This window comes from Streptomyces massasporeus (assembly GCF_014648995.1).
In the GTDB taxonomy this organism is placed as follows: domain Bacteria; phylum Actinomycetota; class Actinomycetes; order Streptomycetales; family Streptomycetaceae; genus Streptomyces; species Streptomyces massasporeus.
Genome location: NZ_BMSE01000017.1, coordinates 164376 through 187746, shown reverse-complemented (window position 1 = coordinate 187746; position 23371 = coordinate 164376). Strand labels below are relative to the sequence as shown.

The following is a 23371-nucleotide window of genomic DNA, read 5'->3' as shown; positions in this document are numbered from 1 at the left end:
GCCAGGGGGGTTGTGGGATCCCTGAGGAGGGTGGCGTGAAGCGCAAGCTGACAGCCGCGATCGGTATCGCGGGCATGATGGTCTCCATCGCGGCGTGCGGCGGCGAGGGCGGCGGGGGTTCCGACAAGGGCGCGGACGCCAAGGAGCTGACCGTCTGGCTCACCGTCGACGCGCAGAACAACTGGCCGGAGCTGGTGAAGGCCGCCGACGCCGCAGTGAAGAAGAAGCACCCCGGCGTCAAGATCAACCACGAGTACTACGGCTGGCCCGACAAGAACGCCAAGCTCGACGCCGTCCTCGCCACGGACAAGGCCCCCGACGTGGTCGAGATGGGCAACACCGAGATGCTCGGCTACATGGTCAAGGGCGCCTTCGCCCCCCTCGACCAGGCCAAGTTCGACAACTCCGACGCCTGGCTGGACGGCCTCAAGGCCTCCGTCACCTACGAGGGCAAGACCTACGGCGTCCCGTACTACGCCGGCGGCCGCGTCGCCAACTGGCGCAAAGACGTGGCGGCTTCCGTCGGGGTGAAGTCGGCGCCCAAGACGTACAAGGAGCTCACCGCCGCCCTGGACAAGATCCAGAAGAAGCAGGGCGACAAGTACAACGCCTGGTACCAGCCCACCCGCGACTGGTACGCGGCCATGTCCTTCGTCTACGACGCCGGCGGCGCCATCGCCACCGAGTCCGGCGGCCAGTGGAAGGCCTCCCTCTCCTCGCCCGAGTCCCTCAAGGGCCTCACCGAGTTCAAGAACGTCGTCGACTCGTACATGCACGGCGACAAGACCAAGGACGAGTCCGACCGTTACATCGTCTACGGCCAGGGCAAGTCCGCCATGATCTTCGCGGCGGCCTGGGAGGGCGCGACCGCCGAGGACCCGAAGAACGACAAGACCGGCAAGCTCAAGGGCAACCTCGAGAACTTCGTGATGCCCGGCCCCTCCGGCAAGAACATGCCCGTCTTCCTGGGCGGCTCCGACCTCGCCGTGCCGGTGAAGTCCGACGCGCAGGCCCTGGCCGCCGAGTGGATCAACGCGCTCACCGGCTCCTCCGGGCAGAAGGGCCTGATGGCCAAGGGCAACCTGCCCAACAACAAGACCGACCTCGCGACGCTCAAGAACGACCCGAAGACGGCGGTCCCCGCCACCGCGGCCGAGTCCAACTGGTTCGTCCCGATGGCCCCCGGCTGGGGCCAGGTCGAAAAGGCGCAGATCCTGCAGACCATGCTGCAGAGCATCGGCACCGGCAAGAAGTCCGTCGAGGCCGCCGCCAAGGACGCGGACGCCGCGATCGACAAGGTCATCAACACCAAGTGACCTGCGCGCGGGGCTCCCTGGCCTGCGGAGCCCCGCCGCCGTCAAGACCTGAGGGACCGCCGAGGAGCGCGCGATGAGTGCCGCAGACACCACCACCCCCGCCAAGGTGCCGCCACCGCGGCAGGCACCACCGCCGCCCCCGAAGGACCGGCGGCCCCGCGGGCAGCGCACGTCGGGCGGGGCCTCCGCGCCCTGGCTGCTGCTCGCGCCCTGCCTGCTGATCCTCGCCCTGGTCATGGGCTATCCGCTGGCCCGCCTGGTCACCCTGTCCTTCCAGAAGTTCGGCCAGTCCCAGCTCTGGGGCTTCCAGCCGGCCGAGACGGTCGGGTTCGACAACTTCGCCAAGGTGCTGGGCGACGGCGAGTTCTGGGCCGTCGTCCTGCGCACGGTCGTCTTCGCCGCCGGCGCCGTCGTCTTCACGATGGTGATCGGCATGGCCCTCGCCCTGCTGCTCCAGCGGGTCTCCGGCTGGCTGAAGATGCTCATCAACATCGTGCTGGTGGCCAGCTGGGGCATGCCGGTGATCGTCGCCACCACGGTCTTCAAGTGGCTCTTCGACTCCGACTACGGCGTCTTCAACGCGCTGCTCAGCAAGCTGCCCGGCGTCGAGATGATCGGCCACAACTGGTTCGCGAGCGGCCCCGAGGGGCTGGCCGTGATCATGCTGCTGGTGATCTGGGGAGCCGTGCCGTTCGTGGTGATCACCCTCAGCGCCGGTCTCACCCAGGTCCCCAAGGAGCTGGAGGAGGCCGCCCGCCTGGACGGCGCCGGCTCCTGGGGCGTCTTCCGCTATGTCACCCTGCCCGTCCTCAAGCCGATCATCGTGATGCTCACGACCCTGTCGGTCATCTGGGACATGGGCGTCTTCCCCCAGGTGTTCGTCATGCGCAACGGTCACCCCGAGCCGGAGTTCCAGGTCCTCAACACCTACTCCTACGACCGGGCGTTCGTGGTCAACGACTACGCCCAGGGCTCGGCCATCGCGCTGATCACCGTCCTGCTGCTGCTCGGCGTGGTCGCCGTCTACATGCGGCAGATGCTGAAGATCGGAGAGGTCGAATGAGCACGCTCGCCGGAGCCGGCCGCCGTAAGTCGCGGCTCGGCTGGAACCTCCTCGGCCTCCTCGTCTTCGTCGTCGCCGGCTTCCCGCTCTACTGGATGCTCAACACGGCGTTCAAGCCCGCCAAGGACGCGATCGACTCGGATCCGAGCCTGCTGCCGACCGGCATCACCTTCGACAACTTCGGCCGGGCGCTGGACATCGCCGACTTCTGGGGCCCGGTGGGCCGCAGCCTGGTGGTGTCGCTGGCCGTGGTCGTCATCGGCATGGTCGTCGGGCTGCTGGCCGCGCTCGCCATCTCCCGGTTCGCCTTCCGCGGCCGCAAAATCGTGATCGTGGGCATCCTCGCGGTCCAGATGGTCCCGCTGGTCGCCATGATCATCCCGGTGTTCCTGCTGCTCAACGACCTGGGCCAGTACGACCGGCTGACCGGCCTCATCATCACGTACCTGACGTTCATCCTCCCGTTCACCGTGTGGACGCTGAGGGGCTTCATCGTCAACATCCCGAAGGAGCTGGAGGAGGCGGCCATGGTCGACGGCTGCTCCCGCACGGGCGCCTTCCTCCGGGTCGTCTTCCCCCTCCTGGCACCCGGCATGGTCGCCACCTCGGTCTACGGCTTCATCCAGGCCTGGAACGAGTACCTCTACGCCCTGATGCTGCTCAGCCAGAAGAACCAGACCGCGACCGTCTGGCTCGGCAACTTCACCACCAAACACGGCACCGAATACGCCCCGATGATGGCCGGCGCCACGATGATGGCCGTGCCGATCGTCGCCCTCTTCCTCCTCGTCCAGCGCAAGATGGCCGCGGGCCTGACCGCGGGCGCAGTGAAGGGATGACCTCACCCGATGACGACACTCGCCAGCGGCACCGACACGCTCACCCGCGACGCCCTGACGGTCCTCCAGCCCGGCTTCACCGGCACCACCGCCCCCGACTGGCTGCTGCGCAGGCTCGGTGAGGGCCTCGCCTCCGTCGGACTGTTCGGCCGCAACATCGCCTCCCCCGGCCAACTGGCCGCGCTGACCGCCCAGCTGCGCGCCGAGCGCGACGACGTCCTCGTCGCGATCGACGAGGAGGGCGGCGACGTGACCCGCCTGGAGGTGCGCAGCGGCTCCTCCTTCCCGGGCAACCACGCGCTCGGCGCGGTCGACGACGTGGAGCTCACCCACCAGGTCGCCCACGAACTGGGCCGACGCCTCGCCTCCTGCGGCGTCAACCTCAACTGGGCCCCGTCCGCCGACGTGAACTCCGACCCGCGCAACCCGGTCATCGGCGTCCGCTCCTTCGGCGCCGACACCGAACTGGCCGCCCGGCACACCGCCGCCTATGTGACCGGCCTGCAGTCCGCCGGGGTCGCCGCCTGCACCAAGCACTTCCCGGGCCACGGCGACACCGCCGTCGACTCCCACCACGCCCTGCCGCGCATCGACGTCTCCGCCGACGTGCTGGCCGAACGCGAACTCGCCCCCTTCCGCGCCGCCATCGCCGCCGGCACCCGGGCCGTCATGAGCGCCCACATCCTGGTCCCGGCCCTGGACCCGGACCGCCCCGCCACCCTCTCCCGCCGCATCCTCACCGGCCTGCTCCGCGACGAGCTCGGCTACGACGGCCTCATCGTCACCGACGGCATGGAGATGCGGGCCATCGCCGGCACCTACGGCATCGAACGCGGCAGCGTCCTCGCCATCGCCGCGGGCGCCGACGCGATCTGTGTGGGCGGCGGCCTCGCCGACGACGCGACCGTCCTGCGCCTGCGGGACGCCCTGGTCGGAGCCGTGCGGGCGGGTGAACTCCCCGAGGAACGCCTCGCGGAGGCCGCCGACCGGGTCCGGGCACTGGCCCGCTGGGCGGGCACGGCGGGCCGCCCGGCCGAGAGCACCCACGGCACCGAGATCGGCCTGCACGCCGCTCGCCGCGCCCTCACCGTGACCGCCGCGCCGGGCCTCGGCAGCCCCGACACCTTCGAGCCCCTCACCGAACCGCCGTACGTCGCCGCCCTCACCCCCGTCGCCAACATCGCCGTGGGTGACGAGACCCCGTGGGGCGTCGCCGCCGAGCTCATTCACCTCCTGCCGGGCACGGTGACGGGCAGCTTCTCCGCCGGGGACGGCCCGGAGAGCGAGGCCGGGGAGAGCGCGGGCCGGGCCGCCCTCCAGGCGGCCGGCCCCCGCCGCATCGTCGCCGTCGTCCGCGACGAACACCGCCACCCCTGGATGGCCGCGGCCCTCGACGCCCTGCTGGCGGCCCGCCCCGACACGATCGTTGTCGAGATGGGCGTCCCGCAGGCCGCCCCCCGCGGCGCCCTGCACATCGCCACCCACGGCGCGGCCCGCGTCTGCGGCCGGGCCGCGGCCGAGGTGGTCACCGGGGTTCCGGGGCTGTGAGAGCAGGGGGGTGAACCGAGGCCCGGGAGGGCGATCACGCGGACCGTCCCGACGGGCGCGACGCGCGCCGGCCCCGGCGCTCGGACCCCTCCGGGAACGCAACCGGGGGCCCGACCAGCCGCCCCGTACCCCAGTGGACCCGCCCCGGCGCGACCCTCGTGGAGACTCTCGGCCGGAAGGGCCACCACCGCTGACCCGACCCCGACGGCGGCCGCAACTCCCTCATCCTGGTTGTAAGCCTGCACCCGAATGTAGTACTTCTTATACATGAGTGAGCAGGTGCACAACAGGTTGGCCGTGGTGCGCGCCGAGCGCAAGGTGTCGCGCCAGGCCCTGGCCGAGGCAGTGGGAGCCCACTACCAGACCATCGGCTACATCGAGCGGGGGCAGTACAACCCGAGCCTCGACCTGGCGCTGAAGATCTCCGAGTTCTTCGGCCTGCCGGTCGAGGCCCTGTTCTCCCTCGAACCGTTCCGCCCGCTCACGGACGAGGTCTACGGGAGGAACCAGCCATGACGACGACACGCCTGACCCGCTACGACCGGAGCATGCTGCGGCTGATGAACGACCGCCGCGCAGCGACCTGGTACGCCACGGCGGCACGCCGCCGCCTGGCCGTCGCCGCCCACGTCACCCTCACCGTGGCCATCGGCGGTCTGATGACCCACTTCTTCCTCGCCGAGGGCGAGCCTCTGTGGAGCATGGCCGTGACGGCGGTGCTGCTACTGCCCTGGATGGTCGCCACCGGCGTGATCAACGGTGCCACCCGAGGCCTGCTGGAACTGCGCGAGCGCGCACTGGACGAGCGTCAGTCGGCGGAACGCAGCCGCGTCCTGGCCCGGTCCCACCGCGTGACGACCCTGCTCCTGGCCGCGGCGGCGGTCAGCCTGCTGATCACGGGCGGGACCGCCGGCGACGCCCCCAAGGCCTACGCCGCACCCCTGCTCATCGCCGTCCTCGTCGTCCACTGGGTGATGCCCCTGTGGGTGGCGGGCCTGCGCGCCCAGGACGAGCCGGCCGATGACGACGATGTGCTGGAGCCGGGGGTCCTCGGCCGCTAGGGCTCTCGGCGGCCAGGTCTCTGGGCGGCCGGGCCCCTTGGCGGACGGCCTCTCGTCCGGATCAGGCGGCGGGGAAGCGGCGCCGCTGTCGGGTGCCGGTCGGCGAGCATCGCGCCGGCACCCACCACGCCCGGGGCGCGGGAGCTCGCGGCGGGTCCGGCGGCCTGTGAGAGGCCTCAGATCCCCTGCCACTCCGGCTTGTTGAGGTACGTGTGCCGGAAGTAGTCCGCCAGCTTCAGCTTCGACGCGGCGGCCTCGTCGACGACGACGGTCGCGTGCGGGTGGAGCTGGAGCGCGGACGCGGGGCACACTGCGGCGATCGGCCCTTCCACCGTCGCCGCGACGGCGTCCGCCTTGCCCTCACCCGTGGCGAGCAGCACCAGATGCCGGGCCTCCAGGATGGTGCCGATGCCCTGCGTGATCACGTGGTGCGGCACCTGGTCGATGTCGCCGTCGAAGAAGCGCGCGTTGTCGATCCGGGTCTGCTCGGTCAGTGTCTTGATCCGCGTCCGTGAGGCCAGCGAGGAGCACGGCTCGTTGAAGCCTATGTGCCCGTCCGTCCCGATCCCGAGCAGCTGAAGGTCCACACCCCCGGCGTCCGACAGCGCCTTGTCGTAGGCCTCGCACGCCCCCTGAACGTCATCCGCCGTGCCGTCCGGGCCCGTGAACTGGTCCATCCCCATCCCGAGCGGCTCCAGCACCTCACGTCGCAGCACCGAACGGTAGGACTCCGGGTGTTCGGCCGGCAGTCCCACGTACTCGTCGAGCTGCGCGATCCGAGCCCGCCCGACGTCCGCGGCACCGGAGCGCACCTTCGCCGCCAGCGCCTCGTACACGGGAAGCGGCGTCGAGCCGGTGGCCACGCCGAGCAGGGCGCCCGGCTTCCGCCGGAGCAGCTTGGCCATGGCCTCGGCAATGAGCTCGCCGCCCGCCTTGGCGTCCGGAACGATGACAACTTCCACGCTGGGCCTGCCGATCTGAGAGGAGTGCTCAACTAGGACTGGACCCGGGAGGGGTCGTGTGGTGGTTTAGACCAATCTAACAGAGCGGCTCTGTCCCTCCCAGGGTGAACACCGCTGCTTCCACGCCGGCAGCGCTGCCGTGCCGACCGGGCCACCACACGGTGACCAGCGGCGCTCCGCACGGAACACGGAGGGATGCGGAAGCAGGATGACGGCCTCCCGGGCGGGCGCCGCGCGGCCCGGGGGAGTGGAATGGGGTCTGCAGCCGCCTTGCCCCGGAAGGAACCCGCCATGACAGCCGCCGCCACACCGGACCCCCTCAGCGAACTTCCGGGCCGGACCATGGCCCGTGAGATGGCGGAGCAGCCCGCCGTCCTGCGACGGATCCTGTCCGAGGGCGCCCCCGCCATCCAGGACGTGGCCCGGCGGATCGCCGCCCGCGCACCCCGCTTCGTCCTGTTGACCGCCCGCGGCACCTCCGACAACGCCGCCCTGTACGCCAAGTACCTCCTGGAGATCCGGCTCGGCCTGCCCTGCGGGCTCACCTCGATGTCGACCACCACGGCCTACGGCGCCCGGCCGGACCTCACCGACGTCCTCGTCGTCACCGTCAGCCAGTCCGGCGGCTCCCCGGACCTGGTCGCCTCGACCCGGGCGGCCCGAGAGGCCGGGGCGATCACGCTGGCCGTCACCAACAACCCGGACTCACCGCTCGCCGGCGTCTCCGAGCACCACATCGACATCATGGCCGGACCGGAGAAGGCCCTCCCCGCGACCAAGACCTACACCGCCTCCCTTCTCGCGCTCTACCTCTTCGTCGAGGGCCTGCGTGGCGGCGACGGCGCGCCCGCGCAGGTGCTGCCGGACCTCGCCGAGCAGTTGCTCGCCCGGCAGGACGAGGTGCGCACCCTCGCCGCCCGCTACCGCTTCGCCGAGCGCATGGTGATCACGTCCCGAGGCTACGGCTACCCCACGGCCAAGGAGGCTGCTCTCAAACTGATGGAGACCAGCTACATCCCCGCCCTCTCCTACTCCGGCGCGGACCTGCTGCACGGACCGCTCGCCATGGTCGACAACGTCTCCCCGGTCATCGCCGTGGTCACCGACGGCAAGGGCGGCGAAGCGCTCCAGCCCGTCCTGGACCGGCTGCGCGACCGTGGCGCCGACCTCGTCGTCATCGGCCCCGGGCACCAGGTCGAGCAGGCGTCGGCCGGCTTCGTCATGCCCACCGGCGACGTGGCCGAGGAGGTCCAGCCCGTGCTGGAGATCATCCCCCTCCAGCTCCTGGCCTACGAGGTCACCATCGCCCGGGGGCAGGATCCGGACGCGCCGCGGGCGTTGGCGAAGGTGACGGAGACCCGCTGAAAGCGGGGAGTCCGCGAACGTCATCGCGGTCGGCGGGGGAGACCTGGCCGGCCACGTGCAGGGCGGTCAGGTCACCGCGGCCAGTGAGGCCCATGCATTCCCCCCACCCCACCCGCCCCCACCCCACCGCCCGGCCGACCGCCCCGGCTACGTAAGCGATCCCCCCGTCACATCCACCCAACTGCCCGTCACCCACCGCCCCCCGTCCGACACCAGGAACGCCACCACGTCGGCGACCTCGGCGGGCTCGCCCACCCCGCCCAGCGCCGATAGCGCCGAGGCCTTCGCCCAGCCGTCGGGGGTGCCGCGCAGCAGCTCCGCCGTGTTGTCCGTGTCGATGATCCCCGGGGCCACCGAGTTGACCGTGATGCCCCGGGGCCCCAGCACCTTGGACAGGTCCCGGGAGAAGACGTCCAGCGCGCCCTTCGTCATCGCGTAGGCCACGTTGTCCGGCATAGCCGCCGTGCGGGCCAGGCCCGACGAGATGTTGACGACCCGGCCGCCGTCCCGCAGGCGCGTCATGCCCTCCTTGAGGATGAAGAACGGCGCCTTCACGTTCACCGCGAAGACCTCGTCGAACTCCCGCTCCTCCAGCTGCCCGATCGGCCGCGTGTTGCCGATCGCCGCGTTGTTCACCAGGATGTCCAGCCCATCCGCGTGGCGGTCGAACTCCGCCCACAGCGCCTCGGCATCACCCGGCACTCCCAGCTCCACACCCACCGCGAACGCCGAGCCCCCGGCCCTCTCGATCGCCGAGACCGTCTCCTTCGCCGCCGTCTCGTTCCTGCCGTAGTGCACCGCGACCCGCGCGCCGTCGCGTCCCAGCCGCTCGGCGATGCCGCGTCCGATGCCCCTGCTCGCCCCCGTGACGAGTGCGGTCCTGCCCGTGAGCACGCCCATGGTGGCGCCCCCCTTCTCATTTCTCTAGCGGTCGCTACACAAATGACCGTACAGCAGCCCGCAGACATTTCTCTAGTGCCCGCTATAAAATGCATCCCATGGTGAACGACGACGGAACCGCCGAGGCCTCGAAGGGGCCTGAGGCCGCGAGCGTGAGAGCCGCCGGGGACGGTAAGGCCAGGACCAGGCCTCGCGGCCGCCCCCGCTCCTTCGATCGCGAGACCGCGCTGGAGAAGGCCCTCCTCGCCTTCTGGGAGCACGGCTACGAGGCCACGTCCGTCTCCGATCTCACCCGCGTCATGGACATCGGCGCCCCCAGCCTCTACGCGGCCTTCGGTGACAAGCGGTCCCTCTTCGAAGAGGTCGTCCGCGTGTACGGCACGAGATACGGATCCTTCACCGACCGTGCCCTCGCCGAGGAGCCCACCGCACGGGCCGCCGTCGAGCGCACCCTGCGCGAGGCCGCCACCGCGTACACCGAACCCGGCCACCCGCACGGCTGCCTCGTCGTCCACGCGGCGGCGAACTGCTCGAACCTCGAGGTGGAGCAGTCGCTGCGGGACCGCCGCAACGCCAACATCGCGGCGTTCGAGAGCCGCATCAGGGCCGACGTCGCCGCCGGCGTGCTGCCGCCGGCCACCGATGCCGCCGCCCTGGCCCGTCACACCGGAGCGATGATCCAGGGCATGTCACAACAGGCACGCGACGGGGCGAGCCGGGAGGAACTGGAGGCCGTCGCGGAAATTGCCCTCTCGATCTGGCCCCGCACAGGAACCCACACGGGATAGGCTGCCTGCTGGACGCCGGTGCGTCCGACGTGTCGCGGAAATGACAACAACGAACAGCCTCCCACGCATGGACACCTGCAAGTGGTCTAGTCCACAATGCGTGACGAGAGCGCGTGTGCAACGCGCACAAGCCTCCGTCTTCCCCGCACAGGAGGACGGACCGAGGAACCGAGGCTCTCTGCCCTGACTGCCCCGGCTCCTCATCCTTCGGCCGACCGGGACCGCACACCCCACGGCCGATGCTGCTCCGGGCTGCGGTGCCGGGAGGGTTGAGGGTCCCTCTCAGGCGCCGCGGCCCGCGGGTGTTTCAGGGCCGTACGAACCCCCGGGTACGCTCGCAGACGTGCCCTCCATGAACGAACTCGTACGCCAGCACACCGCACTCGACGACACCGACCTCGAGTGGCTGCACCTGCTGGTCTCGGAGTGGCAGCTGCTCTCCGACCTCTCCTTCGCCGACCTGGTCCTGTGGGTCCCCACCAGCGACGGCACCCGGTACGTCTCGGTCGCCCAGATGCGGCCCAACACCGGCCCGACCTCGTACCAGGACGACATGGTGGGCCACCTCGTGCCGCGCGGCCGGCGGCCGATGCTGGACGCCGCCCTCGACGAGGGACGCATCGTGCGCGAGGGGGACCCCGAGTGGCGCGAGGAGGTTCCCGTCCGGGTCGAGTCGATCCCCGTACGGCGAGAAGGGCGTGTCCTCGGCGTCATCGCCCGCAACACCAACCTCCTCACCGTGCGGACCCCGAGCCGCCTGGAACTGACCTATCTGCAGAGCGCCTCCGACCTGGCGCAGATGATCGCCGCGGGGTCCTTCCCGTTCGCGAACCAGCAGCTCGACATGGACGCCTCGCCCCGGGTGGGCGACGGCCTGATCCGGCTCGACGCCGACGCCATCGTCCAGTACGCATCCCCGAACGCCCTCTCCGCCTACCACCGGATGGGCCTCGCGTCCGACCTCGTCGGACAGCACCTGGGCAGGACCACCGCCGAACTCGCCCCGACCCGGGGCCCGGTCGACGAGGCGCTCGCCAAGGTCGCCAGCGGCTGGGCTCCGCGCGAGTTCGAGATCGAGGCCAGTGACGGGGTCATCCAGTTCCGTGCGATCCCGCTCAAGCCGAAGGGCACCCGCATCGGTTCCCTCGTGCTGCTCCGTGACGTGACCGAACTGCGTCGGCGTGAGCGCGAGTTGATCACCAAGGACGCGACGATCCGGGAGATCCACCACCGCGTCAAGAACAACCTTCAGACGGTGGCGGCGCTGCTCCGCCTCCAGGCCCGGCGTATCGAGTCCGACCGCGGGCGCGAGGCCCTCGAAGAGGCGGTGCGGCGCGTCGGGTCGATTGCGATCGTGCACGAGACGCTCTCCCAGAACCTGGACGAGCGGGTGGAGTTCGACGACATCGCCGACCGTGTGCTGGCCATGGTCGCGGAGATCTCCCCGGGCAAGGTCGCGGGCCGGCGCACCGGCCGCTTCGGCATTCTCGACGCCGAGGTGGCCACCCCGCTGTCGATGGTGCTGACCGAGGTGCTGCAGAACGCACTGGAGCACGGCTTCCGTGAGGGCGACACCGGCACGGTCGAGGTCTCGGCGGTCCGAGGGGGCACCGCCAAGGAGGCCCGGCTGCTGGTCACGGTCCAGGACGACGGGGTCGGTCTGCCCGAAGGGTTCGATCCGCACACCGCCGGCAATCTCGGCCTGCAGATCGTGCGGACCCTGGTGGAGGGCGAGTTGGGCGGCACCTTCGACATGGTTCCGGCCCCGGAGCGCGGCACCCGCGTGATCCTCGACATCCCGGTGCCGTCGCCGAAGTAGCGGAATCGCGGAAGCAACGGAATCCGGAGTCTTTGCAAAGGGGCCCGGTAAAGCGATGAGCCCCGGGCCACTTGGTGGCCCGGGGCTAAAGCTCGTTGCTGCTTAACTAAGCGCATCGGGGGAACTGCGCGCTGCGGCTCGGGGGCGGGAGATGCGTACTCGCTGTACGCGCCGCCAAGCTCAGGCTGTCAGCAGGGGTGGGATGTCAGGCGGAGGCCTGACGGGCCCGGTTGCGGGCGGCGCGGCGCTTCATGGCGCGACGCTCGTCCTCGCTGAGACCACCCCAGACGCCGGAGTCCTGGCCGGACTCGAGCGCCCACTGCAGGCACTGCTCCATAACCGGGCAGCGACGGCAGACGGCCTTGGCTTCCTCGATCTGCAGCAGCGCAGGACCGGTGTTGCCGATGGGGAAGAAGAGCTCGGGGTCTTCCTCGCGGCAAACGGCGTTGTGACGCCAGTCCATGGCTGCTACCTCTCCTTGGTATTACGTGCAGGGTTGCTTGTGAATGTGAACGCTTTCACGAATCCCTCAACAAGTGAAGGGCCGACTGCCAGGTTCCCCGGCGAAGGTCCTGTGAGTTGAAGAGGGGTTCTGGTGATCAGTGGAGGCCGGTGTTGCGGGCCGTCTCGATCGCCACGTAGAGACTCGCAAACCTCAGCGGCGGATACAACCCCTTCTGGAAAGTTTTTTTTGATTCTTCGGTGTCGACTAGGTCACAGCCGTACTTCCATGGGGTGGATCCTGGCCTAAACGTTCGAGTGAAAGGACTTTAGCCAGTTCTGCTCACACAATCACACGCAGTGCACGGCGTACGCCTGTGAACGTCACGCTTGTTCGCAGCCCCAGGTGGTCGCCGTCCATCTGGAGGGGGAGCGGGACCTTCGAATGCAAGGTGAACTCTGTCAAGTCGTGCAGAGAGGTGGCGTGCTTGCCATGGGGTCCACGCTCGGGGGACGAAGTGAGCAACTGGGTGCCATACCGGGCAACCGCCGCGGTCGACAGGCGGCTGAGACCGAAGAGATCGAGCCCGGTATCGAACGAGGCTTTAGGTGCCGCGTAGATCGGGCGATTGCCCAGAAACGTCCATGGCGAGGTGTTCGAGACTATGGACAGCACCAGATCGGTGATCGGGTCCGCGCCGGCCCGCTCCAGTGTGATCGTGCCGTTGCGGCGGTTCGGCTCGCCCAGGAGCTGACGCATCACCTGGCGCACGTAGAGAGCGTGTGTGGATTTCCTGCCGCGCTCGCGATGCTGCTCCACACGGCCCACCACACCGGCGTCGAAGCCGAGCCCCGCGTTGAAGGTGAACCAGCGGGACGGCACCGCCTCGTCCTCCGTGCCCGGCGTGCCCGAGGTCAGGCCCAGGCCGACGGTTCGCTCGCTGCCGTCGCGCAGGGCGTCCAGCAGGGCGCCGGTGGCTTCCACGGCGTCGTTGGGCAAGCCCAGGGCGCGGGCGAAGACATTGGTGGAGCCTCCCGGGACCACGGCGAGACCGGGCAGACGCTCCGGAGCGGGGCCGGCGTGCAGGAGGCCGTTGACCACTTCGTTGACCGTGCCGTCGCCGCCGAGGGCCACCACCAGGTCGATGTCGTCACTGTCGGCCGCGTGCCGGCCCAGGTCGCGCGCGTGGCCGCGGTACTCCGTGGTGACCGCCTCCAGCTTCATCTCGCTGGCGAGCGCATGGATCAGCACGTCGCGTGTGCGCGCACTTGTGGTGGTTGCCGCCGGATTGACCACGAGAAGTGCACGCATGACTGGCAGCGTACCTACTGGGTGGTACCGGGCCCATACCGAGGTAGGGATCAGGTAAGAGGACCGGGGTGAACCGGGCCACGGGGGGCGTGTACGGCGGGGGCTACTCTTCAGGGGTGAGCAGTGAGCAGACCCCCACCACCGAGGAAACCACCGGCCCCCGCCCCCGGCGTCTGACGTACGCGGCGCTGCTGGCCGCGCTGGAAGGGCTCGCGTTGGTCGTCGGCGGCGTCTGGATCCTCGTCCTCGGCCTCACCGGGCATCCGGACGACCGGCAGCAGGCCGTGACCGGAGGCGTCACGCTGGTCGTGCTCGCACTGCTTCCGCTGCTCGCCGCCCGCGGGCTGCTCGGCTGCCGCAGCTGGAGCCGCGGCCCTGCCGTCATCACCCAGCTCATGGCGCTGCCGGTGGCCTACAACCTGCTGCAGGCCGACAGCATGGCCATTCCGGCCGGGATCGCCCTCGCGGTCGTGGCGGTCGCGTCGCTCGTGCTGCTGGTGAACCCCGAGACGACCCGGGCCCTCGGGATCCGCGGGCCCGGCAACCCCGGCAACCTGGAGAAGTAGGCCGTCACTCCTCGACGAGGAGCTTCTCCCGCAGCTGCGCGAGCGTGCGCGCCAGCAGCCTGGAGACGTGCATCTGGGAGATGCCGACCTCCTGCGCGATCTGCGACTGGGTCATGTTGCCGAAGAACCGCAGCAGCAGGATCCGCTTCTCGCGCGGCGGGAGATCCTCCAGCAGCGGCTTGAGCGACTCCCGGTACTCCACGCCCTCCAGCGCCTCGTCCTCCGCGCCGAGTGTGTCGGCGACCGCCGGGGACTCGTCGTCGGTGTCGGGGACGTCCAGGGACAGCGTGGAGTACGCGTTGGCGGACTCCAGGCCCTCCAGGACCTCCTCCTCGGAGATCGCCAGCTTCTCGGCGAGCTCGTGGACCGTGGGGGAGCGGCCGTGCAGCTGCGAGAGCTCGGCCGTGGCCGTGGTCAGCGCCAGGCGCAGCTCCTGCAGCCGGCGCGGAACGCGCACCGCCCAGCCCTTGTCGCGGAAGTGCCGCTTGATCTCGCCCACGACCGTCGGGGTCGCGTACGTGGAGAACTCCACGCCGCGGTCCGGGTCGAATCGGTCGACCGACTTGATCAGGCCGATCGTGGCGACCTGGGTGAGGTCGTCCAGCGGCTCGCCGCGGTTGCGGAAGCGGCGCGCGAGATGCTCCACGAGTGGCAGATGCATCCGGACCAGCTGGTTGCGCAGCTCCGCGTACTCGGGGCCGCCGCTGTCCAGCGTGCGCAGTTTGAGGAACATCTCGCGCGCACCGCTGCGGTCCGGAGAGCCGTGATGCCCACCTTGCGCGTGGTGTGCGCGCGGCGCCTGATCCTCGGAGTTCCGCTCGTGCTCGCTCATCGTCCCGCCCGTCGCCCTTCCCCGAGCGCTCGCCTCCTCCGCCACCCTCGACTTCGCGCGGGTGGGGGGACCCCCCTGGGCCGGGGATGCGGCGATCCCCCCGCCCGGAGGCGCGCTCCGCACGGCACCGTCCCGGTCCAGCCGGCCGCCGCCCGGGAGGACGGCCTCCACGGAGTCGTCCTCGGGATGCGGTCGGGCCTGCTCGGGGATGCCGTCGATGCCGTCCGCCATGCGCCGGGCACCGCTCGGGCCGCTCGTGCCCGTGCCCTCGGCCGGCAGCTCTCGTGTGCCGCGCTCTTCGTCCCGCACCGGCCCGTCCTCGCTCCTCACGCCGGCCCGGGTCCCGCGCCGCGCTGTTTGTAGAGGCTGATCGAAACGGTTTTGTCCTTGTCCACGGCAGAGGAGACCTTGCCCGCGAGGGCGGACAGGACCGTCCAGGCGAAGGTGTCCCGTGACGGGGCATGGCCATCCGTGGTCGGCGCCGAGACGGTGACCTCGAGTGAGTCGTCGACGAGGCGGAAGACACAGCTGAGCACCGAGCCGGGCACGGCCTGCTGAAGCAGGATCGCGCAGGCCTCGTCCACCGCGATGCGCAGGTCCTCGATCTCGTCGAGGGTGAAGTCCAAACGGGCCGCGAGACCGGCCGTGGCCGTACGCAGCACCGACAGGTAGGCACCCGCGGCCGGCAGCCGGACTTCCACGAAGTCCTGGGTCGCGGGCTCGCCTGCGATCTGGGACACCCTCACCTCCATGGTGGTACAAGCGTTTCAGGGCCGAGGGTCGCCCCTCGGGATAACGCGATACGTGGTTCAGCGGTGACGCTATCGCGCTCTCGACGGTCCTGTCCCCGGGACCCCAACCCCATGTCGTCACTCACAGTAAACCTGCGGATACGCTCCGTGTCTAGGGGTTGGGCGGGCCCAAATGGGAAGAGCGCGCGCCGGGTTGACGTACCCAGACGTCAGACGGTCGAACCGTCCGCCGCCGGGGTCCTGTCGCGTCACACCAGGACATGGTCGACGAAGCACCAACGCCAGGTCTCCCCGGGCTCGTGGGTCCGCATCACGGGATGGCCGGACTCCTTATGATGCTCCGCCGCGTGCCGTCCCGGCGAGGAGTCGCAGCAGCCGACGTGACCGCAGCTCAGACACAGCCGTAGTTGCACCGGATCCATGCCCTCCGCCAGGCACTCCGGACACGTCTCGCTGAGCGGGCCGGGTTCGGGGTGCGGCAGCGCGTCGGCGTGCGTGCACTGTTTCATGATTGCCAGGTTACGACGGTCGGGCGGAAGACCGCGTCGAAAAATGAGGGCGGGCGAGAACGATGGACGTGATGCCACTGCTGCTGCTCGTGGCGGGCAGCGCCGCGATCGCCGCGGCCGCGCGGCGGACCCCGGTGCCGGCGCCGCTGCTGCTGGTGGCCGTGGCACTGGCGGTCAGCTACGTCCCGGGGGTGCCCGAGTACACGCTCGACCCGCACGTCGTCCTGCCGCTCATCCTGCCCCCGCTGCTGCACACGGCGGCCACCGACAGCTCCTACCTCGACCTGCGGGCGCAGCTGCGGCCGGTCGCGATGCTGTCGGTCGGGTACGTGCTGTTCGCGACCTTCGCCGTCGGCTGGGCCCTGTACGTGATCGTGCCGGGCATGCCGCTGACCGCGGCGCTGGTCTTCGGGGCGGTGGTGGCGCCCCCGGACGCGGTCGCGGCGACGGCGGTCGCCCGCCGGGTCGGGCTGCCGTCGCGGATCACCACGATCCTCCAGGGCGAGTCCCTGCTGAACGACGCGACCGCGATCACCGCCTACCGGGTGGCCCTGGCCGCAGCCGTCGGCGAGGGCGCGACCTGGGCCGGCGGCATCGGCGAGTTCCTGCTCGCGGCGGTCGGCGGCGTCGTGGTCGGCCTGCTGCTGATGGCCCCGATCCACTGGCTGCGCACGCACCTGAAGGAGGCGCTGCTGCAGAACACGCTCTCCCTGCTGATCCCGTTCGTCGCCTACGCGGTCGCCGAGCAGGTACACGCCTCCGGTGTCCTCGCGGTCGTGGTCGTCGCGCTCTACCTGGGGCACCGCGCGTGGGAGGTCGACTTCGCGACGCGCCTGCAGGAGGAGGCGGTCTGGAAGATGGTCGCCTTCGTCCTGGAGTCGGCGGTGTTCGCGCTGATCGGACTACAGCTGCCGGTGGTCCTCAGAGGCCTCGGGGAGTACGAGGGCGTCGACGCCGCCTGGTACGCGATCGCCGTCTTCCTGGTCGTCGTCGCGACCCGCTTCGTCTGGGTGTACCCGGCCACCTTCCTGCCGCGGCTGCTGTCGGCCCGGGTGCGGGAACGCGAGGAGGACCCGACCTGGAAGGGGCCCTTCGTCATCGCGTGGGCCGGGATGCGGGGCGTGGTCTCCCTGGCCATCGCCTTCTCGATCCCGCTCACCATGCACGATGGCGAGGAGCCCTTCCCCCAGCGCAACCTCATCCTCTTCCTGACCTTCACGACGGTCATCGGGACCCTGGTCGTGCAGGGCCTGACCCTGCCCCCGCTGATCCGGCTGCTGAAGTTCCCCGGGCGGGACGCGCAGACCGAGACGCTCGCCGAGGCCAACGCCCAGGCGCAGGCCTCCCGGGCCGCCGAGCGGCGCCTGGACGAGCTCCTGGCCGACGAACGCAACGCCCTGCCCGCTCCGCTCGCCGACCGGCTGCGCACCGTCCTGGAGCGCCGCCGCAACGCCCCCTGGGAACGGCTCGGGCAGGCCAACCCGATCACCGGGGAGTCCGTCGACGACACCTACAGGCGGCTGTCACGGGAGGTCATCAGCGCCGAGCGTGAGGTGTTGGTCAAGCTCCGGGACGGCCGTTACATCGACGACGAGATGCTGCGGACCCTGCTGCGCAGGCTGGACCTGGAGGAGGCGGCGGCCTTCCGGGAGGCCGCGTGACGACGGGCGCGGCCCGCGACACGCGACCTCTCAAGGGAAGGGGCGCCCGGTGATCACCGCCGCCACCGCCGTCCCGCGCGGGAAGGCGCCTTCTCCGGCCAGGGTGACGAGCCCGTACAGCAGCTTGGCCACATACAGGCGTTCGACGGGCAGGCCGTGCCGGTGCTCGAAGTCCGCCGCGAAGGCGTCGAGCTCGGCGGGCACGCGCGCGTAGCCGCCGCAGTGGAAGCGCTCGTCCAGGTTCCAGGTGCCGCGCCTGCCACCGAAAGCCGCACGCTGCAGGGCTTCCGTCTCGGCGGTCAGGAAGCCGCCCTTGAGCACCGGGACGCCCAAGGCCCGCTCGCCGGGAGCGAGACCGGCCGCCAGCCCCGCGAGCGTGCCACCGGTACCGCAGGCCACGGCGACGACCTCGGCCCGGCCGCGCAGTTCGGCGCCGAGCGCCCGGCAGCCGCGTACGGCCTCGGCGTTGCTGCCGCCCTCGGGGACGACGTACGCCTCCTCCGCGTCCGCCGCGCGCAGGATGCCGGCCAGCGTCCGCGGCTCGGACTTGCCTCGATAAGTCGCCCTGTCGACGAAGTGCAGTCGCATGCCGTCGGCCGTGCAGCGGGCCAGCGAGGGGTTGAGGGGCCGGCCGGCCAGCTCGTCGCCGCGGACGACGCCGACGGTGGGGATGCCGAGCAGCCGGCCGGCCGCGGCCGTGGCGCGCAGGTGGTTGGACCAGGCACCGCCGAAGGTGACGACGGTACGGCCGGCCGCCGCGGTCAGATTCGGAGCGAGCTTGCGCCACTTGTTGCCGATCAGCTCCGGGTGGATGAGATCGTCCCGCTTCAGCAGCAGCCGCACGCCCCGCCGCTCGAACCGGCTGTCCACGATCTCCTGCACCGGCGACGGCAGCCGGGGGCGCAGCGCGGCGATTCGGGGAGCGGCGGGGCTGGTCACCGGCCCATTGTCACCCGGGAGTGGGGAAGCGCGAGGCTCGGGGCTGACGCCGTGCTCCTGGCCCGGGCCCCCGATCCGAGGGCCGGACACGGGCGTTTTCGAACGCCGTGACGGGCCCCCTGCCCAGCAGCGCAAAGATCCATTCCCGCTCTTTCGGGTAATAGCACCACCACGTTGAGTGAGGAAGGCTTGCCCGTGCACATCGATGCCCGAGGCATATGGGCGTCGGTCACAACCGGGAGGGCAGTTCTCTATGTCGGTAGGCGAAGAGGTCCGCACGGAGCAGACCAAGCCGCAGCAGAGTCTCGGCACGGCGGCCGCGCGGAACCTGGCCACCACGACCAAGTCCCTGCCACAGATGCAGGAGATCAGCTCCCGCTGGCTGCTGCGGATGCTGCCGTGGGTCGACATCCAGGGTGGTACATACCGGGTGAACCGGCGGCTGACGTTCGCCGTGGGCGACGGCCGTCTGACGTTCGTGAAGACCGGCGACCGTGTCGAGATCATCCCCGCGGAGCTCGGCGAGCTGCCGGCGCTGCGGTCCTACGAGGACGAGGAGGTGCTCTTCGAGATCGCCCGCCGCTGCGAGCAGCGCGAGGTCCCGGCGGGCGACGTGATCGCCTCGTTCGGCAGCCCGTCCGACGAGGTGTACCTCCTCGCGCACGGCAGGGTGGAGAAGGTCGGCACGGGCCCGTACGGGGACGACGAGTCCCTCGGCGTCCTCGCCGACGGCGCCTACTTCGGCGAGGACGCCCTGCTGAACGAGGACGCGATCTGGGAGTACACGGCCCGCGCCCTCACCGCGTGCACCGTGCTGGTGCTGCCCCGCCAGGAGTTCGCGCAGATCGCGGAGCGCTCGGACACCCTGCGCGAACACCTCCAGCAGCGCCGCTCGATCCCCTCGCAGCGCTCCAACAAGTACGGCGAGAAGGAGATCGACCTCTCCGCCGGCCACTCCGGCGAGCCGGACATCCCGCACACCTTCGTCGACTACGAGGCCCGGCCCCGTGAGTACGAACTGAGCGTCGCCCAGACCGTGCTGCGCATCCACTCGCGCGTGGCCGACCTGTACAACCAGCCCATGAACCAGACTGAGCAGCAGATCCGGCTGACGGTCGAGGCGCTGAAGGAGCGCCAGGAGCACGAGCTCGTCAACAACCGCGACTTCGGGCTCCTGCACAACTGCGAGTACGACCAGCGGATCCAGCCGCACGACGGCGTGCCCGGCCCGGACGACTTGGACGAGCTGCTCAGCAGGCGCCGCGGCACCAGGATGCTCCTCGCCCACCCGCGCGCCATCGCCGCGTTCGGCCGCGAGCTCAACAAGCGCGGACTGGTCCCCGAGACCGTCGACATGGCCGGCAACCGCATCCCGACCTGGCGCGGTGTGCCGATCTTCCCGTGCAACAAGATCCCGGTCTCGGACGCCCGGACGACGTCGATCATCGCCCTGCGTACCGGCGAGGCCGACCAGGGCGTCATCGGTCTGCGCGCCTCGGGCATCCCGGACGAGATCGAGCCGAGCCTGTCGGTGCGCTTCATGGGCATCAACGAACAGGCCATCATCAAATACCTGGTCACGGCCTACTACTCCGCCGCGGTGCTGGTACCGGACGCGCTCGGCGTCCTGGAGAACGTCGAGATCGGCCGCTGGCGGTGACACTTCCGGTGCGTCGGCCGTGTCCCCGCCCGTCAGGGCGGGTACATCCTCGGGGTACGCGCCCAACGGCAGCGGAAGCGCCACCGTCCGCTCATTCTCCGAGGCGGTCCCATGGGTGAGTCCCTCACGGCGTCCAGGACGGAGACGACGCTGCCCGCACCCTGCGGGCAGCGCGGCACCGAGCCCGGGCAGAAGGCCGGGGCACCGGAAAGGCGGGGGCCCACCGGGACGCAGCGGGACGGCGGGGCCGCACCGGCCGAAGGGCACGAGGCGGTCATGCTGCTGGAGCGGGCCCGGGCGGAGGTCGATCCGGTGCTGCGGGCCGCGCTCGGCTCACTGCCCGGCCCGATGCGGCGGATCGCGCTCTACCACTTCGGCTGGGAGCAGTCCGACGGCAGTCCGGCGGAGGGCGGCTCCGGCAAGGCGATCCGGCCCGCGCTGGTCCTGGCCGCGGCGGCCGCCCTCGGCGGACCAGAGGCGCGGGCAGGGGCAGCCCGGGCCGCCGCCGCGGTGGAACTGGTCCACAACTTCACGCTGCTGCACGACGACGTGATGGACCGGGACGCCACCCGTCGCCACCGCCCCACCGCGTGGACCGTGTTCGGCGACGCCGACGCCATCCTCGCCGGGGACACCCTCCAGGCGCTGGCCCTGCGGCTGCTCGCCCAGGACCCGCACCCGGCGTCCGTGGCCGCCGCCGCCCGGCTGGCGGACTGCGTCATCGAACTGTGTGCGGGGCAGCACGCGGACACGGCCCTGGAGCGGTGCGCCCCCACGGAGGTCACGCTCGACGGGGTGCTCGCCATGGCGGAGGGCAAGACGGGCGCCCTGCTCGGAAGCGCCTGCGCGATCGGCGGGCTGTACGCGGGCGCCTCGGACGAGGAAGTGGCGGCGCTGGACGCGTTCGGCCGGGAAGCCGGGCTCGCCTTCCAGCTCATCGACGACGTCATCGGCATATGGGGTGACCCGAGCCGCACCGGAAAGCCCGTCGGTGCCGACCTGGCCGCCCGGAAGAAGTCGCTGCCGGTGGTGGCGGCCTTCGCCTCCGGCACACCGGCGGCGGCCGAACTCGCCGGACTGTACGCGCGACCCGGCGAGAAGGGGGACCTGGACCACATCGCCCTGACCGTGGAGCGCGCGGGCGGCCGCGACTGGGCGCAGTGCCAGGCGGCCGACCGGATGGCCCGGGCGATGCAGCAGCTGGCCCGAGCGGTGCCGGACCCGGAGGCGGCGGGCGGTCTGCTGGCGCTCGCCGAGTTCGTGACACGGCGGACCAGTTGACGGCCGGCGCCGGCCGGCCGGCAGCAGTCGACGACCGGCCATGGCAGGCCGCTGATCGCCGGCGTCTGTGACGACCTTCGGGTGACCGAAGGGCACAACCCCGGAGCGCCGGGGCCGTGCGGCTCCTGACCCCGCACGGCCACCGGCCTCCGGTCGGCGGGTCCCGCACTGCCCCACGGTGTGCGGGGCCCGCCCCCTTCCCCTACCGGCTCCCTGCGGATCCGTCGGCTTTGGGCACATGTTCGACTGAATCCCGCCAAGATCCTGCCCGCATCCCTCCGCGGGGGCCGACGCCCCTACGATCAACGCCCGTCGGGTCGAGCGAAGGGGCGGGGCATGGGTGTGGCCATCCGGACGGCGGGCGAAGGGGACAGGGAGCTGATCGTCCGGCTTCTGGACGACGCGTTCCAGGACGACCCCGTGAGCGGCTGGGTTTTCCCGGGCGCGGCGGACCGCCGTGCCAAGCACCCCGCGCTCATGGCCGCCTTCACCGACATCGTGCTCGCGGCGGGCCGCATCGATGTCACGGAGGACGGCTCGGCCTGCGCGCTGTGGCTTCCCGTGCCCGCCGACGAGGGCCATGACGAAGGCGACGCCGGGGACGACGAAGGTCCGGCCCAGGTTCGCGAGGCCGTCGACCCGGACAACGAGCGCATCGAGGCGATCGGCCGGCTGACGGCCGCCGTGCACCCCGCCGGGCGAGCCCACGAGTACCTGTGGATGATCGGTGTGGCACCCGGCCGCCAGGGCGAGGGGCTGGGTACCGCGCTCATCGAGGCCGTCCTCGACCGCTGCGACCGCGAGGGACTGCCCGCCTACCTGGAGGCCAGCAACGTCCGCAGCCGAGCGCTGTACGAGCGCCTGGGCTTCGAACCCGCGGCACCGGCCCTCGACCTGCCGGACGGCCCGGCGATGTGGCCCATGTGGCGCGAACCCAGGCCGCACCTGCCCGCCTAGGCCGTGCCCGCAAAGTGCCCGGCTCTGCCCCCGATCCACCCCCTGTCCCTGCTCCCGATCCCAGCCCCTGCCCCCCGAACCAGCCCCGGGTCCCGCCTCGCAACAGCCCTCCGCGCGGCGGCCGTCGAAACCGGCTCTAGGCCCCGCTCGCCTCGCCCGCCCGGCCCTCCTCCGGCAGCACCGTCGCGACGATCCGCTCCACCAGCCCGTCCGGCACGCCCACCCCGGGCAGGGCGCCGTCCAGCACGCCCGGCAGCGTCAGATGCTCCAGGAGCAGTCCGAGCATGGCCAGGTACAGCACGGCGACGGACTCGTCCCCGCCGGGCAGCCCGGCCGTGCGGTGGAACTCCATGGCCTCCTCCAGGTCCCCGCGCACCGACTTGGTGTACGAGGCGAGCAGTTCGGGGCGCCGGGTGGCCTCGAGGCGTAGCTCCATGAGGGCGAGGTAGCCCGTGCGGTCGCGGGTCGCTCGGGACATGAGGTCGTGCATGAAGGCCGTGACCAGCGAACGGTCCCTCGGCCGGGTCATGAGGTCGGCGACCACGTCGGGGTCGGGCGCGAGCCGTACGTGCAGCCGGGTATCGATCTGGCGGAGCAGGTCGGCGCGTCCGGTGAAGTAGTTGGAGGCGGTGCCCACGGGCACGCCGGCCTCCGCGTCCACCGCGCGGAACGTCAGCCCGCGCGCCCCCTCGCGCGCTAGCACCTCGACACCGGCGTCGACGAGCGCGGCCCGGCGCCCGGGGTTGCTGACCATGCGGAATCCCTTCTCCTACTTTCGGCGGGTCGCCTTAAGCCCTTGC

At 71.1% G+C, this 23371-nt stretch carries 23 protein-coding genes; 14 read left to right on the top strand and 9 right to left on the bottom strand.

All coding sequences use genetic code 11. The features are described 5' to 3' along the window. The first annotated feature begins 35 nt into the window (after positions 1–35). The 6 genes from IE153_RS30915 (at position 36) to IE153_RS30890 (ending at position 5827) form a co-directional block, all read left to right on the top strand. Positions 36–1316 carry an extracellular solute-binding protein gene (locus IE153_RS30915; protein WP_189593041.1) on the top strand — a complete coding sequence of 427 codons (1281 nt, stop codon included), beginning with the start codon at positions 36–38 and terminating at the stop codon, positions 1314–1316. Between the two features lie 73 nt (positions 1317–1389). After that, positions 1390–2379: a carbohydrate ABC transporter permease gene (locus IE153_RS30910; protein WP_189593040.1), complete on the top strand. Its 990-nt coding sequence runs from the start codon at positions 1390–1392 to the stop codon at positions 2377–2379. Next, a complete protein-coding gene (locus IE153_RS30905) occupies positions 2376–3218 on the top strand; it encodes a carbohydrate ABC transporter permease (RefSeq protein ID WP_189593039.1) in 843 nt (280 codons plus the stop codon). The genes IE153_RS30910 and IE153_RS30905 overlap by 4 nt, the downstream gene beginning before the upstream one ends. Before the next feature lie 9 nt (positions 3219–3227). Next, entirely contained in the window at positions 3228–4766 is a 1539-nt protein-coding gene (locus tag IE153_RS30900; RefSeq protein WP_189593038.1) for a glycoside hydrolase family 3 protein, read from the top strand. A gap of 267 nt (positions 4767–5033) precedes the next feature. Next, positions 5034–5282: a helix-turn-helix transcriptional regulator gene (locus tag IE153_RS30895; RefSeq protein WP_189593037.1), complete on the top strand. Its 249-nt coding sequence runs from the start codon at positions 5034–5036 to the stop codon at positions 5280–5282. Next, entirely contained in the window at positions 5279–5827 is a 549-nt protein-coding gene (locus IE153_RS30890; protein ID WP_189593036.1) for a hypothetical protein, read from the top strand. Before IE153_RS30895 ends, IE153_RS30890 begins: the two co-directional genes overlap by 4 nt. Before the next feature lie 176 nt (positions 5828–6003). Here the strand turns inward: IE153_RS30890 and nagB are convergent, their stop codons facing one another. Continuing rightward, the gene (nagB, locus tag IE153_RS30885; protein ID WP_189593035.1) at positions 6004–6789 is read right to left on the bottom strand and encodes a glucosamine-6-phosphate deaminase; all 786 of its coding nucleotides are present in this window, start codon (positions 6787–6789) and stop codon (positions 6004–6006) included. Positions 6790–7080: 291 nt separating this feature from the next. Between nagB and IE153_RS30880 the strand changes: the two genes are divergently transcribed. Continuing rightward, positions 7081–8154, top strand: coding sequence for an SIS domain-containing protein (locus IE153_RS30880; RefSeq protein WP_189593034.1), 1074 nt, complete (start codon positions 7081–7083; stop codon positions 8152–8154). A 147-nt stretch (positions 8155–8301) separates the two neighbouring features. Here IE153_RS30880 and IE153_RS30875 read toward each other — a convergent pair whose 3' ends face one another. Further along, complete coding sequence (locus IE153_RS30875; protein ID WP_189593033.1) at positions 8302–9054, bottom strand: SDR family oxidoreductase; 753 nt, start codon at positions 9052–9054, stop codon at positions 8302–8304. Positions 9055–9143: 89 nt separating this feature from the next. Here IE153_RS30875 and IE153_RS30870 point away from each other — a divergent pair, with 89 nt between their 5' ends. Both IE153_RS30870 and IE153_RS30865 read left to right on the top strand, forming a co-directional pair. Next, complete coding sequence (locus IE153_RS30870; protein ID WP_438817951.1) at positions 9144–9842, top strand: TetR/AcrR family transcriptional regulator; 699 nt, start codon at positions 9144–9146, stop codon at positions 9840–9842. A 352-nt stretch (positions 9843–10194) separates the two neighbouring features. Then, positions 10195–11661, top strand: a complete 1467-nt coding sequence (locus tag IE153_RS30865; protein ID WP_189593064.1) for a sensor histidine kinase — start codon at positions 10195–10197, stop codon at positions 11659–11661. Positions 11662–11866: 205 nt separating this feature from the next. Here the strand turns inward: IE153_RS30865 and IE153_RS30860 are convergent, their stop codons facing one another. Both IE153_RS30860 and IE153_RS30855 read right to left on the bottom strand, forming a co-directional pair. Further along, positions 11867–12124 carry a WhiB family transcriptional regulator gene (locus IE153_RS30860; protein ID WP_016639615.1) on the bottom strand — a complete coding sequence of 86 codons (258 nt, stop codon included), beginning with the start codon at positions 12122–12124 and terminating at the stop codon, positions 11867–11869. A gap of 321 nt (positions 12125–12445) precedes the next feature. Continuing rightward, a complete protein-coding gene (locus IE153_RS30855; RefSeq protein ID WP_189593032.1) occupies positions 12446–13414 on the bottom strand; it encodes a diacylglycerol/lipid kinase family protein in 969 nt (322 codons plus the stop codon). A 116-nt stretch (positions 13415–13530) separates the two neighbouring features. On the opposite strand from IE153_RS30855, the gene IE153_RS30850 reads away from it, so the two are divergent. Continuing rightward, positions 13531–13980 carry a hypothetical protein gene (locus IE153_RS30850; protein WP_189593031.1) on the top strand — a complete coding sequence of 150 codons (450 nt, stop codon included), beginning with the start codon at positions 13531–13533 and terminating at the stop codon, positions 13978–13980. A gap of 4 nt (positions 13981–13984) precedes the next feature. On the opposite strand, the gene IE153_RS30845 is transcribed toward IE153_RS30850, so the two are convergent. The 3 genes from IE153_RS30845 to IE153_RS30835 all read right to left on the bottom strand — a co-directional run bounded on the left by IE153_RS30845 (position 13985) and on the right by IE153_RS30835 (position 16073). Further along, positions 13985–15121, bottom strand: coding sequence for an RNA polymerase sigma factor SigF (locus IE153_RS30845; RefSeq protein WP_189593030.1), 1137 nt, complete (start codon positions 15119–15121; stop codon positions 13985–13987). A gap of 17 nt (positions 15122–15138) precedes the next feature. Then, positions 15139–15552 carry an ATP-binding protein gene (locus IE153_RS30840; RefSeq protein WP_003992877.1) on the bottom strand — a complete coding sequence of 138 codons (414 nt, stop codon included), beginning with the start codon at positions 15550–15552 and terminating at the stop codon, positions 15139–15141. Positions 15553–15812: 260 nt separating this feature from the next. Beyond that, a complete protein-coding gene (locus IE153_RS30835; RefSeq protein WP_053672413.1) occupies positions 15813–16073 on the bottom strand; it encodes a UBP-type zinc finger domain-containing protein in 261 nt (86 codons plus the stop codon). Positions 16074–16135: 62 nt separating this feature from the next. Between IE153_RS30835 and IE153_RS30830 the strand changes: the two genes are divergently transcribed. Next, positions 16136–17734, top strand: a complete 1599-nt coding sequence (locus tag IE153_RS30830) for a Na+/H+ antiporter (protein ID WP_031107092.1) — start codon at positions 16136–16138, stop codon at positions 17732–17734. Between the two features lie 30 nt (positions 17735–17764). Here IE153_RS30830 and IE153_RS30825 read toward each other — a convergent pair whose 3' ends face one another. Next, positions 17765–18673 (bottom strand): 1-aminocyclopropane-1-carboxylate deaminase/D-cysteine desulfhydrase, encoded by a 909-nt coding sequence (locus tag IE153_RS30825; RefSeq protein ID WP_189593029.1) that lies wholly within the window; start codon positions 18671–18673, stop codon positions 17765–17767. A 253-nt stretch (positions 18674–18926) separates the two neighbouring features. Between IE153_RS30825 and IE153_RS30820 the strand changes: the two genes are divergently transcribed. The 3 genes from IE153_RS30820 to IE153_RS30810 all read left to right on the top strand — a co-directional run bounded on the left by IE153_RS30820 (position 18927) and on the right by IE153_RS30810 (position 22571). Then, the gene (locus IE153_RS30820) at positions 18927–20333 is read left to right on the top strand and encodes a family 2B encapsulin nanocompartment shell protein (protein ID WP_189593028.1); all 1407 of its coding nucleotides are present in this window, start codon (positions 18927–18929) and stop codon (positions 20331–20333) included. Between the two features lie 111 nt (positions 20334–20444). Further along, positions 20445–21614 carry a family 2 encapsulin nanocompartment cargo protein polyprenyl transferase gene (locus tag IE153_RS30815; protein ID WP_189593027.1) on the top strand — a complete coding sequence of 390 codons (1170 nt, stop codon included), beginning with the start codon at positions 20445–20447 and terminating at the stop codon, positions 21612–21614. 336 nt (positions 21615–21950) lie between these two features. Beyond that, a complete protein-coding gene (locus IE153_RS30810; RefSeq protein ID WP_189593026.1) occupies positions 21951–22571 on the top strand; it encodes a GNAT family N-acetyltransferase in 621 nt (206 codons plus the stop codon). Between the two features lie 136 nt (positions 22572–22707). On the opposite strand, the gene IE153_RS30805 is transcribed toward IE153_RS30810, so the two are convergent. Next, positions 22708–23325, bottom strand: a complete 618-nt coding sequence (locus IE153_RS30805; protein ID WP_189593025.1) for a TetR/AcrR family transcriptional regulator — start codon at positions 23323–23325, stop codon at positions 22708–22710. Positions 23326–23371 lie beyond the last annotated feature (46 nt).